Origin of the sequence: Pseudomonas sp. ANT_J12 (assembly GCF_008370045.1) — a bacterium.
Classification (GTDB): Bacteria; Pseudomonadota; Gammaproteobacteria; order Pseudomonadales; family Pseudomonadaceae; genus Aquipseudomonas.
On the sequence record NZ_VOBN01000023.1, the window covers coordinates 68,549 to 85,101 of the forward strand.

At 56.5% G+C, this 16,553-nt stretch carries 14 protein-coding genes; 1 reads left to right on the top strand and 13 read right to left on the bottom strand.

The window, feature by feature from the left end:
• Nucleotides 1-7: 7 nt before the first annotated feature.
• From FQ192_RS29175 to FQ192_RS29210, 8 genes are read right to left on the bottom strand one after another with little or no spacing between them, the layout of a single operon-like run.
• Nucleotides 8-742 (bottom strand): YcxB family protein, encoded by a 735-nt coding sequence (locus FQ192_RS29175; RefSeq protein WP_256672394.1) that lies wholly within the window; start codon nt 740-742, stop codon nt 8-10.
• A complete protein-coding gene (locus FQ192_RS29180) occupies nt 717-1,487 on the bottom strand; it encodes a PoNe immunity protein domain-containing protein (protein WP_149661633.1) in 771 nt (256 codons plus the stop codon). Before FQ192_RS29180 ends, FQ192_RS29175 begins: the two co-directional genes overlap by 26 nt.
• Complete coding sequence (locus FQ192_RS29185) at nt 1,484-2,251, bottom strand: PoNe immunity protein domain-containing protein (protein ID WP_149661634.1); 768 nt, start codon at nt 2,249-2,251, stop codon at nt 1,484-1,486. Before FQ192_RS29185 ends, FQ192_RS29180 begins: the two co-directional genes overlap by 4 nt.
• Nucleotides 2,241-3,008, bottom strand: coding sequence for a PoNe immunity protein domain-containing protein (locus tag FQ192_RS29190; RefSeq protein ID WP_149661635.1), 768 nt, complete (start codon nt 3,006-3,008; stop codon nt 2,241-2,243). Before FQ192_RS29190 ends, FQ192_RS29185 begins: the two co-directional genes overlap by 11 nt.
• Nucleotides 3,001-3,798 carry a PoNe immunity protein domain-containing protein gene (locus FQ192_RS29195; RefSeq protein WP_149661636.1) on the bottom strand — a complete coding sequence of 266 codons (798 nt, stop codon included), beginning with the start codon at nt 3,796-3,798 and terminating at the stop codon, nt 3,001-3,003. The genes FQ192_RS29190 and FQ192_RS29195 overlap by 8 nt, the downstream gene beginning before the upstream one ends.
• Before the next feature lie 54 nt (nt 3,799-3,852).
• Nucleotides 3,853-4,791, bottom strand: a complete 939-nt coding sequence (locus FQ192_RS29200) for a PoNe immunity protein domain-containing protein (protein WP_149661637.1) — start codon at nt 4,789-4,791, stop codon at nt 3,853-3,855.
• Nucleotides 4,792-4,795: 4 nt separating this feature from the next.
• Entirely contained in the window at nt 4,796-6,364 is a 1,569-nt protein-coding gene (locus FQ192_RS29205; protein WP_149661638.1) for a hypothetical protein, read from the bottom strand.
• Entirely contained in the window at nt 6,361-8,652 is a 2,292-nt protein-coding gene (locus tag FQ192_RS29210; RefSeq protein WP_149661639.1) for a type VI secretion system tip protein VgrG, read from the bottom strand. Before FQ192_RS29210 ends, FQ192_RS29205 begins: the two co-directional genes overlap by 4 nt.
• A 350-nt stretch (nt 8,653-9,002) precedes the next feature.
• Here FQ192_RS29210 and FQ192_RS29215 point away from each other — a divergent pair, with 350 nt between their 5' ends.
• Nucleotides 9,003-10,304 carry an OprD family porin gene (locus FQ192_RS29215; RefSeq protein ID WP_149661640.1) on the top strand — a complete coding sequence of 434 codons (1,302 nt, stop codon included), beginning with the start codon at nt 9,003-9,005 and terminating at the stop codon, nt 10,302-10,304.
• A gap of 85 nt (nt 10,305-10,389) precedes the next feature.
• Here the strand turns inward: FQ192_RS29215 and FQ192_RS29220 are convergent, their stop codons facing one another.
• The 5 genes from FQ192_RS29220 to FQ192_RS29240 form a co-directional block, all read right to left on the bottom strand.
• Nucleotides 10,390-11,010, bottom strand: a complete 621-nt coding sequence (locus FQ192_RS29220; RefSeq protein WP_149661641.1) for a hypothetical protein — start codon at nt 11,008-11,010, stop codon at nt 10,390-10,392.
• 170 nt (nt 11,011-11,180) lie between these two features.
• Entirely contained in the window at nt 11,181-12,125 is a 945-nt protein-coding gene (locus FQ192_RS29225) for a carbohydrate kinase (RefSeq protein WP_149661642.1), read from the bottom strand.
• 15 nt (nt 12,126-12,140) lie between these two features.
• The gene (gene xylB, locus FQ192_RS29230; protein ID WP_149661643.1) at nt 12,141-13,637 is read right to left on the bottom strand and encodes a xylulokinase; all 1,497 of its coding nucleotides are present in this window, start codon (nt 13,635-13,637) and stop codon (nt 12,141-12,143) included.
• A gap of 127 nt (nt 13,638-13,764) precedes the next feature.
• Nucleotides 13,765-15,240: a mannitol dehydrogenase family protein gene (locus FQ192_RS29235; RefSeq protein WP_149661644.1), complete on the bottom strand. Its 1,476-nt coding sequence runs from the start codon at nt 15,238-15,240 to the stop codon at nt 13,765-13,767.
• A gap of 12 nt (nt 15,241-15,252) precedes the next feature.
• Complete coding sequence (locus tag FQ192_RS29240) at nt 15,253-16,356, bottom strand: ABC transporter ATP-binding protein (RefSeq protein ID WP_149661645.1); 1,104 nt, start codon at nt 16,354-16,356, stop codon at nt 15,253-15,255.
• Nucleotides 16,357-16,553: the final 197 nt, after the last annotated feature.

Genomic DNA, 16,553 nt, shown 5'->3' on the forward strand with positions numbered 1-16,553 from the left:
CTGCCTTCTACGAGGCAGGCGTCAACACGGCAGAGGCGGGCACCCGGCTCAAAAACAGCGCCAAACCTTGCTGATACTGCTCGGCGTCCATCACATCGCTGCGTTTGGGAATGTGATAGGCCTTGTCCTTGCGATCCGACTCAGCGCAGGCCACCGAGTAAAAGTCAGGTGTCTCCTTGAGACGCACAATCTTCCCCCAAGCCAACCCGCCTTTTGCCCCCTTGGCATTGACCAAACTGAAACCCTGATCATCAAGCAGCAAGCGATACGCACCCTCAACAGACTTGAGGTTAATACGCAGCTTGGCTTCGATAAGGCGCTGATTCGTGCCGCGCAAAGGCGCACGCGGCTTGGCGTGGCTGGCGGCCAAACGTGCTCGCAGGCGGCGCAACAAACGACCGGAGAAGAACCACCAAACCACCGCTAAAAGCACCCCGGACAGCGTCATGGAGATAATCTTCTCGGGAGTGAACTGGCGCTCGGGAAAATAGATCGCCAGCATCCCGCCGGCCAGGCACAGCACAAACACCAGCGGGGCGAGCAGACGTTCCTGCAAGCGTGCGACGAAACCCATCAGTTGGGCCTGCTGCTCATCATGCTTGAGCATTTCGCGCTCAAGCTGTTCGCCGATCCTGATCTGGGTGTGCTCGGGGGTAATGGTGAATAGCAGTTCCATCGCTTTGAGTCCGAAGTCCTTTTCTAAAGAGGGCGGGAGTTTACGTTTTTGCTGCGCGTCTGGCATAGGCAACCAGGTCTTTGGGGTAAACCATGCTATCGATTTTGCTGTCGTCGATGCCGTATAAAAACGCGATTGCCCCGGCCTCTATCGCCCAGTACCCAACATAATTGCCGCCTTCTCCCTGTAAATGGGTGTCATGCCACGGCGCCTGGGTAAATGCGTCGTACCATTCGCCGCAATATTTTTCAAGAAAACGGGTGGCGTCTTCTTTCGTCTTTGCATAGATGGCCTGAACTAACGGCGAATAGACGTCGTGATACCACTGATCTATATCCTGTCGATCAGGAAGTACTTTGCAAAGTAAATCCTCATACAGCGTGTCATCACCCGCATAGCCGGCATTGTCTATAAGCTTCACAAATCTGGGAAGGAGATCTGTGCGGTGTAGCAGGATGCAAAGACCTATGACCTGCACACATTCTTCATACTGGTACGGGTAAACATCTATCGCAAGCGGAGAGATATCTGGGGATTGTTCGGCTTCTGCTAATTTGGCCTGTCTGATTTCATATTTATCAATCAAGTCTTCAAGCAAAGGGGGGAAGGAGCTGATCTCTTCTCCTGCAGAGTAGGCCGCCAGAAGCTTATAAAGTGCCATGCGTTGAAAGAATCTTGAGCGGAGCTCTGCTTCCTGTTCGGGAGAGTCCGACTGGAATGTGTGTGTCTTGAAAAATTCAATGGCTTCGTCTTGTCCTTTCAGGAGGATCTTATAGTGGTTTTCACTAAAGTATTCTTGTCGTTTAATCAATGTGCTATGCCTCTAGCGCAGTTGACCAAGTCTTTTGGATAAACCATATGATCAATGTTGCTGTCATCAATGTCATACAGAAATGCAATGGCTCCCGCCTCGAGCGCCCAGTAGCCAACGTAACTTCCGCAGTCTCCCTGCAGGTGCGTATCGTGCCAGGGCGCATGCGGAAATGCGGGATACCACTGTTCACAATAGTCGCCGAGAAGCTTGCTCGATTGCGCTTTAGTATTTGCATAGATGGCTTGAATTAACGGTGTGTATACATCGTGATACCATCGATCAACGTCATGTCTGTCCGGCAGTACTTTACGCAACAAGTCTTCATACAGGGCGTCATCGCCAGTGTATCCCGCTTGATCTATTAAAGTCACGAGTCGCTTCAATAGGTCGATGCGATGCAACAGGATACACAAACCTATGACTTGGACGCATTCTTCATACTGGTCCAACCAATCATCTATTGCGAGGGGGGAGATATTGGGGAGTTGTTCGTAGACCGCTGATGCTTTCTGCGATATTTCGTATTTTTCTACAAGCGTTTCAAGCAGCGGTATAAGCGCAGCAATCGCTCCACCTGCCGTGTAACAAGCCAGGATTCTGTCAAGTAGCAAGTCTTTAAGATGTCGTGCTCTAAGGGCAGCTTCTTGTTGAGGGGAGCCAGATTGGAAGGTATTGCTCTTGCAAAATTCAATAACTTCATCGTATTCCTTCAGAAAGCCTTTATAGTTGGCCTCACTGTAGAATGCCTGTCTAACCGTCATGTGCTCTCGCATATTCGACCAAATCCCTTGGGTAGACGCTATGGGTGATTTTGCTGTCATCGATTCCATACAAAAACGCAATAGCACCCGCCTCGAATGCCCAATATCCTACATAGCTGCCTTCGTCCCCATTCAAGTGTGAATCGTGCCAGGGAGCGTGGCTAAATGCCGCGTACCATTGTTCACAGTAATCCGCTAGTAACTGAGACGCCTCGGTTTTTTCATCTGCATAGATAGCTTCGATTAAAGGGGTGTAGACATCGTGGTACCACTCATCGACATCCTCTCGGTCGGGTAGCCGTTTGCGCAGCAAGTCTTCGTAGAGCGTGTCCTCACCCTTGTAATTTGCATCGTCTACAAGCTTGGCAAATCGTTTGAGCAAGTCCGTTCTGTTGAGCAGGACGCACAGGCTAAAGACTTGTACGCATTCTTCAAATTCATCTGGCCAGTCATCAATGGCAAGGGGCGAGATGTTGATTACCCCCTCGGAGATCGAAAGTTTTCTCTGACACTCTTCGTAGGCTGATATCAGTTCTTCAAGCATTGGCACCAATAAGTGGATATCCACTCCTGAAGTATAAGAAATAAATAGTTTTCTTTGCACCACACTTTTGAAGTGAGCAGCCCTGAGGGACGCTTCTTGTTCGGGAGAGTCCGACTCGAATGTGTGAGTCTTCCAGAAAATTTTGGTCTCTTCGCTGTAAGCCAGGAAGTTCGCGTATCGGGTCTCAGTGAGGAATTCTTGTCGTTTATTCATGACGACCACGTAAGGAATCAGCAGTTGTTTTATGGTTTCTGGCGTATTCGACCAAATCTTTCGGATATACCATGTTATCGATTTTGCTGTCGTCTATATCGTATAAAAAGGCGATGGCGCCTGCTTCCAACGCCCAGTAACCGACGTAGTTTCCATCCTCTCCTTGATGGTGGGTGTCATGCCACGGGGCATGTTCGAAGGCGCAATACCATTGCTCGCAGTACTGTTGAAGCAGTTCAGAAGCCTCTTCTTTACTGTCGACGTAGATTGATTGAATAAGAGGCGTATAGACGTCGTGATACCACTGGTCGACATCGTGCCGGCCAGGTAGAACCTTCTTCAGCAAGTCTTCGTAAAGCGTGTCGAAACCTGCATAGCCCGCATTGTCCATGAGCCTGACGAATCGAGGGAGCAGGTCGGTGCGGTGTAACAGAATACACAGGCTGATGACCTGAGCGCCTTCTTCAAATTGATAAGCCCAGTCATCCATCGCTAAAGGCGAGATATCCGGGGATTCCTCATATATTGCCAATGCTTTCTGGCGTACTTCGTACTTTGCAATCACATCCTCAAGCAGAGGAATAAGAGAGGCTATGTCCTCTCCGCCGGTATAGGCGGCGAATAGCCTGTCACGTGCCAGGGTTTTAAAGTAACTTGCACGAAGAGAGGCTTCCTCCTCCACCGAGTCAGATTGAAATGTATTGCTTTTGAAGAACTCTATGACTTCGTCGTGTTCGCGGAGGAAGTTTTCATAGTGTTTTTTACTGAATAGATGTTGTCTTACCTTCATAAATGCCTAGTTACCTGGAGCAATACGCCGCATTCTAAGTCAGGGAGGATCTTGTTATTCGCTCGCCCAATACCAAATCGTGTTGCCCCGCTTTGAATCATTTGCAATAGGCATGACCGCGCCCCGTTCGAAATAGCGACGGGAATCTGCTTGTACGGGTGTAAACCAATACCCTGTTTGGCTACAAGGCTGACCGGCGTCTATACAGGTCATTTTTGTAGGGTCAGTCAGCTGGTAATTTCTGGCGTACTTGACCAAGTCTTTTGGATAAACCATGTGATCGATGTTGCTGTCGTCTATACCGTACAGAAAAGCGATAGCTCCCGCTTCTATAGCCCAGTATCCAACGTAATTCCCATCTTCTCCTTGTAAGTGCGAGTCATGCCAAGGCGCTTGTTTGAACGCGGGATACCATTGGCTACAGTATTTTTTAAGAAACTGAGTCGCTTCCTCTTTGCTGTCTGCATAAATGGCCCGAATCAAAGGTGAATAGACGTCGTGAAACCATTGGTCAACATCTTGTCTATTCGGAAGTAGTTTGGTAAGTAGATCTTCATACAGGGTATCGTCGCCAGCATAGCCTGCTCGATCTATTAGCTTTACAAAGCGGCGAAGTAAGTCGGTGCGATGCAGCAGAACACAAAAGCCTATAACTTGTACGCACTCTTCATATTGGAAAGACCAGTCGTTTATCGCAAGTGGTGATATGTCAGGACTATTCTGATATTCCGCCAGCTTGGCTTGTCTGGTTTCGTATTTTTCAATCAGAGTTTCAAGTAATGGTAGAAGAGATGGTATTTTTTCTCCTGCTGTATAGGTTGCTAAAAGCTTGTCCAGCGCTAACTGCTGAAAATGCCTTGAGCGAAGTGTCGCCTCTTCTTCAGGGGAATCAGACTGGAACGTGTTTGTTTTAAAAAACTCTACTACTTCATCGTGCTCTTTCAAGAAGTTTTTATATTGATACTCACTAAAATATTTTTGTCTTTTATTCATTTGATCAGGCCTCGATCTTGAGTGAGTCTAAAGCGCCGTACTTTTTGGCTAAAGATTTTTTACGTTTGTTTACGAACTCTTTTACTTCGCGATCAGAGTAATGAAAGCCTTTGTGATTTTGGTGAGTGCTTTCGTTCAAACTACTTAGTTGCGCGCTGGCATGCTCTTTCGGACTTAAGCTTGTGTGGAATAGCGGAGTGTAAAACAGGTGGCGGCTATAGGAATTCATTATTTGAGCCATCAGATTTCTGGAAGAAACAGCTTTGGTAATGTTGATTTCGATCCACTCGCTGCTCATCTGAACCAGTATGTCTCTTCTTCTGTTTGTGAAGTCTTTTTTGCGTTTGGTGTTAGTTGGTTTCTTTTTTCCACTGCTTACAGGGCTTTTGTTTTTACTCTGATCTGGCGTGTCAATTTCTTCTATCGGCTCAATCAGCTCACTAGGATCAGTTACTCCGGAAATTAATAACTTTGAGCTGATTCCCGGTTTTCGGGTGTTGTTAGGTTTGCGCATAAATTTAGGAGCATCTTCATTGCGGCTTGCCTTCGCTTCGACTATGGCAAATTTTTTGCCTTCGTTATTTGTCGGGTCAGCTCGCCATACTGCATCTATGCCCGTACCATTTGCACCGTCGGTAAGTTTATAAAGGATGTGGCGTGACTTTGGGCTGCCCCCGGAAGAAAGTTTGCCTTTTTTATTGGCACCGGGAACCCCCTCAAGCCACTTCCCATCCGCCCCTTTATCATGCCCATCCCAATCCTTGCCCCAGCCAAAATCTTCCGCACAAATGTAGTCGGCAATATGCTCCCCACTAACCCCCAGCCCTTCATTCAAAATGCCGGAAGGGGCTTGAAGGCCTACTTTGGAGGCTTCAACTTGGTTGGAATGGGTGCCGCTGGCGCCGTCCTTGCCCTTCGCCGCAACAGCCGAGTCTTTGCTTGCAGGCTTTTCCGCTCTTTTCGGGTGACTTGACCCGGAGGAAGCCGCCGAGCTATTACGCTGCATCCCTTTCCATTTAACCAAGCGCTTCTCAACAATCCCCACCATGGCGGGCATGTTGTCGCGGGAGGCGGCGAGGACGGTGACGACGGATGTTTTTGCCCAGTTTGGAAGGCTTTGGAACGTCGATGAGCCTTTGACGCCGGTGATGATTTCGTCGAGTTCAACGCGCAGTTTGCCGGCATCGAATATTTGCTTGAGCAGTTCTTCGGGGCTGGTTTTGATTCCGCATTCTTGCAGTACGAAGCGAAGCAGGTCGAAGAGTACCGGGGCGTAGCGCTGTGGGTCTTTATTGACGATGCGCAGGCTTTTCTTCAACCCGTCGCCCGGCCCTGGAACCCAGCCGATGACGGCCATCAACAGGTCAAATTGAGCTTCTTCCTTACCGTCGGTCGACTCTGCGTTGTAGAGGACGATAGCGGATTCGATCGTGTCGTAGGCGTCGATCGCCTGGCCAAGAAACGGCACGGCGCCGAGGGCGATGCCTTTTGCCAGTTCTATCGCGGCTTCTTGGTAAGCGGCGCTACGGTCTTCGTCACCTTCGTTTGCGCTCTCAACTACTTCGTCACTCATGACAGCCTCCCTGCGGCTTTCTCCACCAATGCTTGTAAATCAACCTCGTCCGGGTCCAGGCCGAGCTTGCGTAAGTCTGCGTTAACCTTTTCGTCAGAGTTCTGTACAACCGTGACGCTTTCACGGGTGTACGGCCGTGGATCCTCGCCGTAATACACTTTGGCCGGTCCTTTCGGTACGTCCTCCAACCGGGCAAAGCCGTCATCGTCCAGCACGCCTTCACGGGTCGAGCCGTCGGCAAAGTCGACGCGGTAGGCCGCGCCCGGTACAGGTTCAAGGTTGTCGTAGTGCAGGTTCAATTCCAGCCAGGTCGGATTGGACTTGGCTTCTTTCATCAGGCGACCGGCGATGTCGGCGGCGGCGAGGCCTGGAATCAGCGGAGCGAGGATGCCGATGCCAGTGCCAGAACCCGGCCCACCACCGGAGTTAACCTTCACATTCGCCCCACTAATCGTCACACCCCCCGCATCCACCTTCACAAAGCTCCCGCCAGCCTTGGCCGTAAGCTCCATCCCCCCCTCAACCACAACCTTTTCCCCAGCGTTGTAGTGAATCTCTTGGCCCGCCTCGACAAACTGCGCCGTCCCCACCTTCACATGCTGAGTCACGCCAACCGTGAGGTGGTCATTCGCCCGGGATTCGGTCTTGCGATCCAGGTGGGTGATGCGGTGTTCTTCGACCTTGAATTCGCTTAAGACATTCGCCTCGACCGTGTCGTGGCGCTCGTTGCCGACGCGGATCTTCTGATCATGCTCGATGTTTTCATCCCAATCCCGTTGGGCGTGGAGGTAGATCTGTTCCGCACCTTTCTTGTCTTCGATGCGGAATTCGTTGTAGCCCTTGCCGCCCGGTGAGCTGAGGGTTTTGAAGGTGCTGCGGGTTTTGTTGGCCGGCAGGTCGTAGGGGACGACGTTTTCCTTGTGGTACAGGCAGCCGGTGACGAGCGGTTGATCCGGGTCGCCTTCCATGAACGAGACCAGCACTTCCATGCCGATGCGCGGGATGGCGATGCCGCCGTAGGCGTTGCCGGCCCAGCCGGTGGCGACGCGCAGCCAGCAGGTAGTGTTGTCGTCGGCCTGGCCGTCGCGGTCCCAGAAGAATTGGACTTTGACCCGGCCGTACTGGTCGGTGTGGATTTCTTCGCCCTTGGGGCCGGTGACGATGGCGGTCTGGCTGCCGAGGATTTTGGCTTTTGGGTGTTCGAGGGCAGGGCGGAAGTGCGCGTCCCACGGGGTCGCGAGGAAGCGATTGCGGTAGCCCTGGTGGAAATCGTCCTTGTTGTCGGTGACGTCGCTGGTGGTGTTTTCGCCGAGCACTTGCGGTTGTTTGCCTTCGTGCACGACTTCCAGCAGCAGCCAGAGGTCGTTCCACTCGGCGCGCGGGTGTTCGCTCAGGGCCAGGAAGTGGCCGCTGACCAGGGTCGGCTCGTCGCTTTTGCCTTCGGCGAGTTTGTAGTCGCTGCGATGGCGCTCAAGGGCGCGGGTCGCCAGTTGCTTGCCGCGCTCGCGGTCGGTGAAGCGGCCGGGGTAGTCGTAGTCTTCGAGGTCCGGGGCGAAGGTGCTTTTGGCGGTGCCTTCGGGGAGGATGCGTGGTTTTTCGAAGTCGTAGTCCCGGCGGCTGACGCGGGTGGTGCGGGTTTCCAGGCGCAGGTTGAAGCGCTTGATCACCGGTTTTTCGGCGGCCATGCCGGAGTCTTGCTGGTAGCTCACGGGGGCGAGTTTGCGGAACACCGTCTGGTCATCGCCGAACACCAGTGTGTGGCCGCTGGCGGAGTGTTGGAAGTGGAAGTGAATGCCTTCTTCTTCGCACAGGCGCTGGATGAAATGCAGGTCGGATTCGTCGTACTGCACGCAGTAGTCGCGTTCGGGGTAGACCGCACGGAGTTGGAAGCTGTAGGCATCGGCGAGGATGCCGCGCGCTTCGAGGACCTGGCCGATGATCTTCGGTACGGTCAGGTGCTGGAAGATCTGCTGGTCATGGTTGTGCCGCAGGTAGGCGAGTTGCGGCACCAGGCTGACGCTGTAGCGCGTGAGCTTTTTGCCGGAATCGCCTTGTTCGATGAGGTAGACCAAGCCGTGGATGATGCCTTCGCCGGTGGCGCCGAAGGTCAGGCAGCCAGGCTTGTGCAGCAGCTCTTCGAGTTTGAGGTCGGGGCGGGCGCTGACCAGTTCGATGTCGAAACAGAACGGTTGGTTGAGGGCTTCGCGACCGACGAAACTGAGCACTTGAAGGTCGGTGGAAACACCTTCCAGCGTGAGGGAAATATGGGTTGCGTTCGCGTCCAGCATGCCTTGAATTCCGTCCTTTGAATAAGCTGGGGCGGATGGTGCAGGATTAACCGGGCGCGTTCAAGGCGCAAATGCCGTGCTTGAGGGTAGGGAAATCCCCTATGTGCAGGGATTCGGTCAATGAATGCGGAGCTTTAGACCTGCCCGGTTCCAACAGGAGGGAACTCGAACTGAAGAACTGCCAGTCAGTTTCAGACTAAAGTCGCCTTCAACCCGTAAAAGCCTTGTGCCATCATCGCCGTTCACCCCCGTGTGTTCACTTCACTCTGGCCCGTCACCGGTCCAGGGCGGAAGCTATTTTCTGGCTTATTGCGCCTTGCGCAAACGCTGCACTGTTGGAGCTTTTTTTCATGCGTCCCCCATTTCCCCTCATCACGGCCCGCCAGTCATTCGGCTTCGGCGCTCTAGCCCTGTGCGCCGGTTTTACCGGGTCGGTCCAGGCCAGCGGTTTTATCGACGACACCACGGCGAAAATCGAATCGCGTACGGTGTATTTCAACCGCGACTTCCGTGATGGGCACACCAGCAACGACCAGGGCGCTTCCAAGCGTGAGGAGTCGGCGCAAGGTTTCATTCTCAATCTGCAATCGGGTTATACCGAGGGCACGGTCGGTTTCGGGATCGATGCATTGGGCATGCTCGGGCTCAAACTCGATTCCAGCGCCGACAGCAGCAACAGCGGCTTGCTGCCGTCATCCGGCGAGAACCCGCGCGGTTCGAAGGACCAGTACGCCAAGCTCGGGCTGACCGCCAAAGTGCGGGTATCGCAAAGCGTGTTGAAGTACGGCGCGTTGCTGCCGGATTTGCCGCTGCTCAAGTACAACGACGGCCGTCTGCTGCCGACGATGTTCAACGGCGCGATGCTGACCTCCAAAGAGGTCAAAGACCTGACCTTCATGGCCGCGCGGCTGGACAAATACACGGCCCGGGATTCGACGGATGCGCAAGACATCCGCGTGCACTGCAAGAACAAGCGCTACGCCTGCAATGTCACCGCTGACCATTTCGACATGTACGGCTTCGACTACAAGATCAACGAGCGCCTGACCGCGCAGTACCACTACGCGGAACTGGAGGACATCTACCGCCAGCACTTCGTCGGTGTGTTGGCCAACCAACCGTTGGGTGATGGCGTACTGAAGGCGGATCTGCGACTGCTGAAAAGTGCCGACAGCGGCGCCGCCCGTGCCGGTTCCATCGACAATCGTGCCCTGAGCGGCATGCTGTCGTATGCGTTGAGTGGCCACACCTTCAGCGCCGGCTGGCAGCGCATGAATGGCGACAACTCGATGCCGTACCTGGATGGCACCAACCCGTACCTGGTCAACTATGTGCAGGTCAACGACTTCGCCGCCGCGCAAGAGCGTTCGTGGCAGTTGCGCTATGACTATGACTTCAAGGCGATTGGCCTCAACGGGCTGAGTTTCCTGACCCGTTATGTGAACGGCGACCATATCAAGGTGCTGGGCAGCGCTCAGGACGGGAAGGAGTGGGAGCGCGACAGCGAGCTGAAGTACGTGGTGCAGAGCGGGACGTTCAAGGACGTGAGTTTGCGTTTGCGCAATGCGACGTACCGTACCAATTACGAGAAGTTTGCCCGGGACGTGGATGAGACCCGGTTGATCGTGAGTTACAACTTCTCGGTGTTGTGACCGGTAGGACTTTGTAGGCGCTGCCGCAGGCTGCGATCTTTTAGAAGCAAGAGCAAAAGATCGCAGCTTTCGGCAGCTACGGGGTTTAGAGCCAATGCCAGAACCGGCTCCAGAACCCGCGATTCAGATCGTTCTTGCACCCAGCGTATTGCTGCGCATACAGATCGGATCGACCCTGGACCTTGCCGGCCGTGGCCACCAGCCAGGCTTTGCTGGCGTAGGTTTTCTGGCGATAGCCGCCCCAGCCTTCGTGATAGTTGAGGTACTGCCCGTAGGCGTCGTATTTGTAGACGCCGTTGATGCTGGCGGTTTTGTCCATGTACCAGCCGACAAAATCGATGGCGTCATCGAAATCCTCGCGGTCGGCCCCACCTCTGCCTGTGCTTTTCTGATAGTCGGACCAGACCTCGTCCTTGGCCTGGGCGTAGCCCGATGCCGTCGACACCCGGCCCCACGGAATGATCCAGAGCAGGTATTTGCGCGGTGTCTTGGCGTCGTAACGATAGCCGGACTCTTGATACATGATCGCGAAGGGCACCTGGATCGGCACGCCCCAGCGTTTTTGCGTGACTTGCGCGGCGTCGTACCAGTCGCTCTTTTCCCGAAAGATCTCGCAGATATCGTTGGGGGAGCGGGGCGGCGAGGTGCTGCAACCGGCCAGCACTGTCGTGAGTAATACAAGCCCAGCTGTTTGCCTAGAGTTCAAAAGCCCGTCTTCCCGTCATGCGCTTAAAAAGGGCGACAGTTTACACAGGACCTTTGATCGTTCCCACGCTCTGCGTGGGAATGCCTGGTCGGCGCGCTCCGCGTTTGGCTCTGGATGGGACGCGGAGCGTCCCGGGCTGCGTACCCACGCAGAGCGTGGGAACGATCGGTTCAGTGCAAATCCAACTGCTGCCGATACGGCAAATCCGGCCCGGTCTTGCTGCAGGTCAGCGCCGCCGCTTGCACCGCAAACTTCAACATCCCGTCAATCTGCTCCCGACTCAGGCGCTGCACACCGTCCACCGAATCCAGCTGATGCTCGGTCAGCCAGGTAATCAACGCAGCCTGGAAGGTATCGCCAGCCCCGACCGTATCGGCAATCTTCACCGATTGCGCCGGCACCGACCACGAACCATGGGCCCGACTGAACACCGTTGCGCCTTCGCCACCACGGGTCAAAAACACCAATTGGCAGCGATGCTGCAACCAGCCTTCAATGACACGCGCCGGGTCTTGCTCGGGGTAGAGCAGGCTCAAGTCTTCATCGCTGACCTTGATCAGGTCGGCCAACTTCACCAGTTCGGCAATCCGCGAACGCCACAGGTCGATGTTCGGCTCTGGATTCAACCGCACATTCGGATCAAGGCTGATCAGGCGTTTACCGCTTTCGCGACCCACCAACGCCAGCAAGGTGTCGGCAATCGGCTGCACCACCAGCGAGTACGAACCGATGTGCAAACCGCGCACTTCAGGCCCCAGCACCGGCAGATGCTCCAGGCGCAATTGCCGATCCGCGCAGCCTTCACCGCGGAAGCTGTAATGGGGCGAGCCATTGGCGCCGACCGCGACCATCGCCAGGGTGGTCGGCGCGGCGAAGTCCACCAGGTAATCCGGGCACACACCTTCGTCCTGCAACACGTGCTGCAAGCGGCGGCCGAGGTAGTCGGTGGACAACCCGGCAAACAACGCCGAATCCACGCCCAAGCGGCGCAAACCCACCGCGACGTTGAACGGCGAACCGCCGGCAATCGCCTTGAAATTCACTTTTGAAGCCAGACCGCTGGCATCGTCTTCGCTGAAGAAATCGAACAGCGCTTCGCCACACACCAGATACATAGAATTGTTCGCTCTTTAAAGGGTTGCGACATGCTGTTGATAGCGTTCGTAAGCCTGCTGCGCGGCCGCCACATTCTCTGCGATCGGCAGGGTTTCGCTGGCCAGGTCGAGTTTCACGCAGCGCTCGCACAAGTCCGCCAGGGTGCTTTCGTGGCCGTTAGACCAGGACTTGCACCACGCCGCTTGAATCGCCGCGCCGAGGGCGGCGGCTTCGCTTTGTTCGGTGCAGATCACCGGGGTGTTCATGATGTCGGCGACGATCTGGCGCCACACCGGGCTTTTCGAGCCGCCGCCGATCAAGCAAATGCTGCGGCTTTGTAAGCCATTTTGCCGCAGCAGGTCCAGTCCGTAACGCAGACCGAAGGTCGTGCCTTCGACGGCGGCGCGGCACAGGTTGGCCTGGGTCAGGTTGGTCATGGTCAAGCCGTGCAGGCTGCCGGTGGCGTGGGGCAGGGCGGGGACGCGTTCGCCGTTGAGGAACGGCAACATGCACATGCCGTCCGCACCGATCGGCGCCTGTTCGACCAGAGCGTTGAAGCGCTCGATATCCAGCTCGAACAACTCGCGAACCACCCCGGTGGCATTGGTCAGGTTCATGGTGCAGATCAACGGCAACCAGCCGCCGCTGGAGGAGCAGAACGTGGCGACCGAGGCGTCCGGGCTGACTTTGGGCTGTTCGGCATAGGCATAGACCGTGCCCGAGGAGCCCAGGCTCATGGTGATCGCCCCGGGCTGGATGTTGCCGGTACCGATGGCCCCCATCATGTTGTCGCCGCCGCCGCTGGACACCAGCGCTTGCGGGTTGATGCCCAGGTGTTCGGCGATGCTGGGCAGGACGGTTCCTACCGCTTGGTGCGCATCGATCAGCTCCGGCAGCGCCGCTTGCAGGCGCCCGGTGGGGTCGATGTCGCGCAGCAGCTGCAAGTCCCACTGGCGGGTGCGTACATTGAAATAACCGGTGCCCGACGCATCGCCGTATTCGCTGCAACTGCGGCCGGTGAGCCAATAGTTGAGGAAGTCGTGGGGCAGCAGGATGCGCGCGATGCGGGCAAAAATCTGTGGGTGCTGTTCTTTGGTCCAGAGCAGTTTGGACACGGTGTAGCCCGGCGCGATGACGACGCCGAGGCGTTCCAGCGAGCCTTTTTCGCCGCCCAGATGCGTCAGCAGACGATCGTTTTCCGGGGTGGATTCCGTATCGCACCAGAGCTTGGCCGGGCGCAGGACCTGGCCTTGATCGTCGAGCAACACCAGGCCGTGTTGCTGGCCGGAGACGCCGATGCCGAGGATGTCCTGGCCGTCGACGTTGGCGGCGAGCAGGGCGCGTCGGGTGGCGAGGGCGAAGGCTTCCAGCCACTGATTGGTGTCTTGCTCGCGCCGACCGTTGGCGCCGCTGATCAGGGTGTGGGCGGCGGCGCCCTGGCCCAGCACTTGACCGCTGACCGCGTCGAGGATGATGGCTTTGGTGCCTTGGGTGCCGCAGTCGATGCCGAGGAATCGTTGTTGGTTTGCCATGGATGACCCTACCGAAGATCGTTCCCGCGCTCTGCGTGGGAATGCCTCAATGGACGCTCTGCGTCCGCTTTTGGATGGGGGACGCGGAGCGTCCCGGGCTGCATTCCCACGCAGAGCGTGGGAACGATCAGGCCGCGAGTACTTTTTCCAGGGTTCGGGTCACGCCCACCTCTCGCAAGCTGTTGCAGCACCACTCAAACGCCGCGACAAACTCCGCCGAACGCGGGATCGCCGTGCCAAAAATCTCATCGACCTCCAACAACCGCTGGGTGATCAACGCATCATCCGCCACCAACGCCTGACAGAACGTCGCCCGCGGATCGGGAATCGAATAGGTATCGCCATTCTCATCCACGCCCTTCAAATACAAGGCCCAGGCCGCCACCACCAACGCCGCACGCTTGGTCTCCTGGCCGTCAGCGATCAGGCGATTAATCGTCGGCACGGTGAATTTCGGAAACTTCGAGGAACCGTCCGAACACACCCGCTCCAGTTGATCGGCAATCGCCTGATTGGAAAACCGCGCCACCAGAGTGTTCTTGTATTCGGTCAGGTCGATCCCCGGCACCGAAGCCAGTTGTGGCGTGACGTCGAGGTCCATGTAGGCGCGCATGTAACGCACGAACAGCGGGTCGTTCATGGTTTCGTGGACGAAGCGATAACCCTTCAAGAACCCCAGATATGTCAGGGCCAGGTGGCTGCCGTTGAGCAGCTTGATCTTCATTTCTTCGTAAGGTGTGACGTCGTTGGTGAACTGCACGCCGACCTTTTCCCAGGCCGGGCGGCCGTTGACGAACTTGTCTTCCAGCACCCATTGCACAAACGGTTCGCAGACCACCGGCCAGGCGTCGTCGATCGCGGTTTTGTCGTGCAATTGCAGTTTGTGCTCGGTGCTGGTCATCGGCGTGATGCGGTCAACCATGGCGTTGGGGAAGCTGACGTTCTGGTCGATCCAGTCCCGCAGATCGGCATCGCGCAGCGCAGCGAAGGCCAGCAGTGCCTTGCGGGCTACCGCGCCGTTGTGCGGCAGGTTATCGCAGGACATCAAGGTGAACGCTGGCGTGCCGGCGGCGCGACGTTTGGCCAACGCGGAGCAGAGAAAGCCGAACACGGTTTTCGGTGCGTTCGGGTGCGCCAGGTCGTGCTGGATCAGCGGCAAATGGGCCATGAACTCGCCGTTGCTGTCGTCGATGCAGTAGCCGCCCTCGGTGATGGTCAGCGAGACGATGCGGATCTGGGGGCTGGCGAGTTTGTCGATCAGCGCCTCGGCGCTGTCTTCGGCCAGCAACATGTCGCGGATCGCGCCGATCACCCGGACTTCGGCGTCAGCGTCGTCGCCCAGTTCAAACAAGGTGAACAGGTAATCCTGTTCCTTCAGATCGTCCCGGGCGCGACGGTCTTCGGCACGCAGGCCGACCCCGCAAATCGCCCAGTCGAGGCCTTCGCCGGTGTTCATCAGCGCATCGGTGTAATACGCCTGATGCGCCCGGTGGAAACCGCCGACGCCGATGTGGGCGATGCCTTGGCGCGTATCGCTCAGGGCGTAGGCGGGCAGTGCCACCTCAGGCGCGAGGCGATTGAGGTTCTGTTTATTCAGTTTCATCGCATAGTCTCGTCAGGCAGCGGCGCGCAGTGGGCGAGTTAACGCCACGCCGTCGGCATCGAATAAATGGCAGTGTTCGGCGTCCAGGTGCAGGCTCAGCGACTCACCGTAACGGCTGGCCAGGTCACCGCGCACGCGCATGGTCAGCGCTTCGCCGGAGGTGGTCACCACGTGGCAGAAGGTGTCGCTGCCCAGGCGTTCGCTGACGTCGGCGGTGACTTGCAGGGTGCAGTCGCCGGTTTGCGCCAGGTTCAGGTGTTCCGGGCGAATCCCCAGGGTTACGGGGCCGCCGACGCTCAGATTGGCGCCGCTCAACGGCAGGGTGATGCGGGTGCCGGCGTCGAGCAGGACTTCGACGTTCTGGCTTTCAACACGAGTGACTTTGCCCTTGAGGAAGCCCATTTTCGGCGTGCCGAGGAACCCGGCGACAAACAGGTTGGCCGGCTGGTGATACAGGTCCAGCGGCGAGCCGACTTGTTCAACTTTACCGCCATTGAGCACCACGACTTTGTCGGCCATGGTCATGGCTTCGACCTGGTCGTGGGTCACGTAGATCATGGTGGCTTTGAGTTCTTTGTGCAGACGCAGCAGTTCCAGGCGCATCTGCACCCGCAGGGCGGCGTCGAGGTTGGACAGCGGTTCGTCAAACAGGAAGATTTTCGGGTTGCGCACGATGGCGCGGCCGATGGCGACCCGTTGGCGCTGGCCGCCGGACAGTTGTTTCGGCTTGCGTTCGAGCATCGGCCCGAGTTCGAGGATGCGTGCCGCTTCGCCGACTTTCTTCTCGACTTCGGCTTTTGGCACGCCGGCCAGGTCGAGGGCGAACGACATGTTCTTTTTTACGGTCATGTGTGGGTACAGGGCGTAGGTCTGGAACACCATCGCCAGGTCGCGCTTGGCCGGGCTGACTTCGGTGATGTCGCGGCCATCGAGTTCGATGGTGCCGCCGCTGACCTCTTCAAGGCCCGCGATCAGGCGCAGCAGGGTGGACTTGCCGCAGCCCGATGGACCGACGAACACCACGAATTCCTTGTCGTTCACTTCCAGGTCGATGCCCTTGATGATGGAAAAGCCTTCGAAGCCTTTTTGCAGATTCTTGATTTTCAGGTTGGCCATGATGATGGGCCTCCACATGTTTTTATTTATTTGAGCCGGGCGCGCTTTTTGTAGGAGCCAGGCTTGCCGGCGAAGGCGATTTAACGGACGCCTTCGCCGGCAAGCCTGGCTCCTACAAGGAGCGGATTCCGGGCTACTTCACTGCACCAAACGACAGGCCGCGGCCCAGTTGTTTCTGGCTGATCCAGCCGAAGATC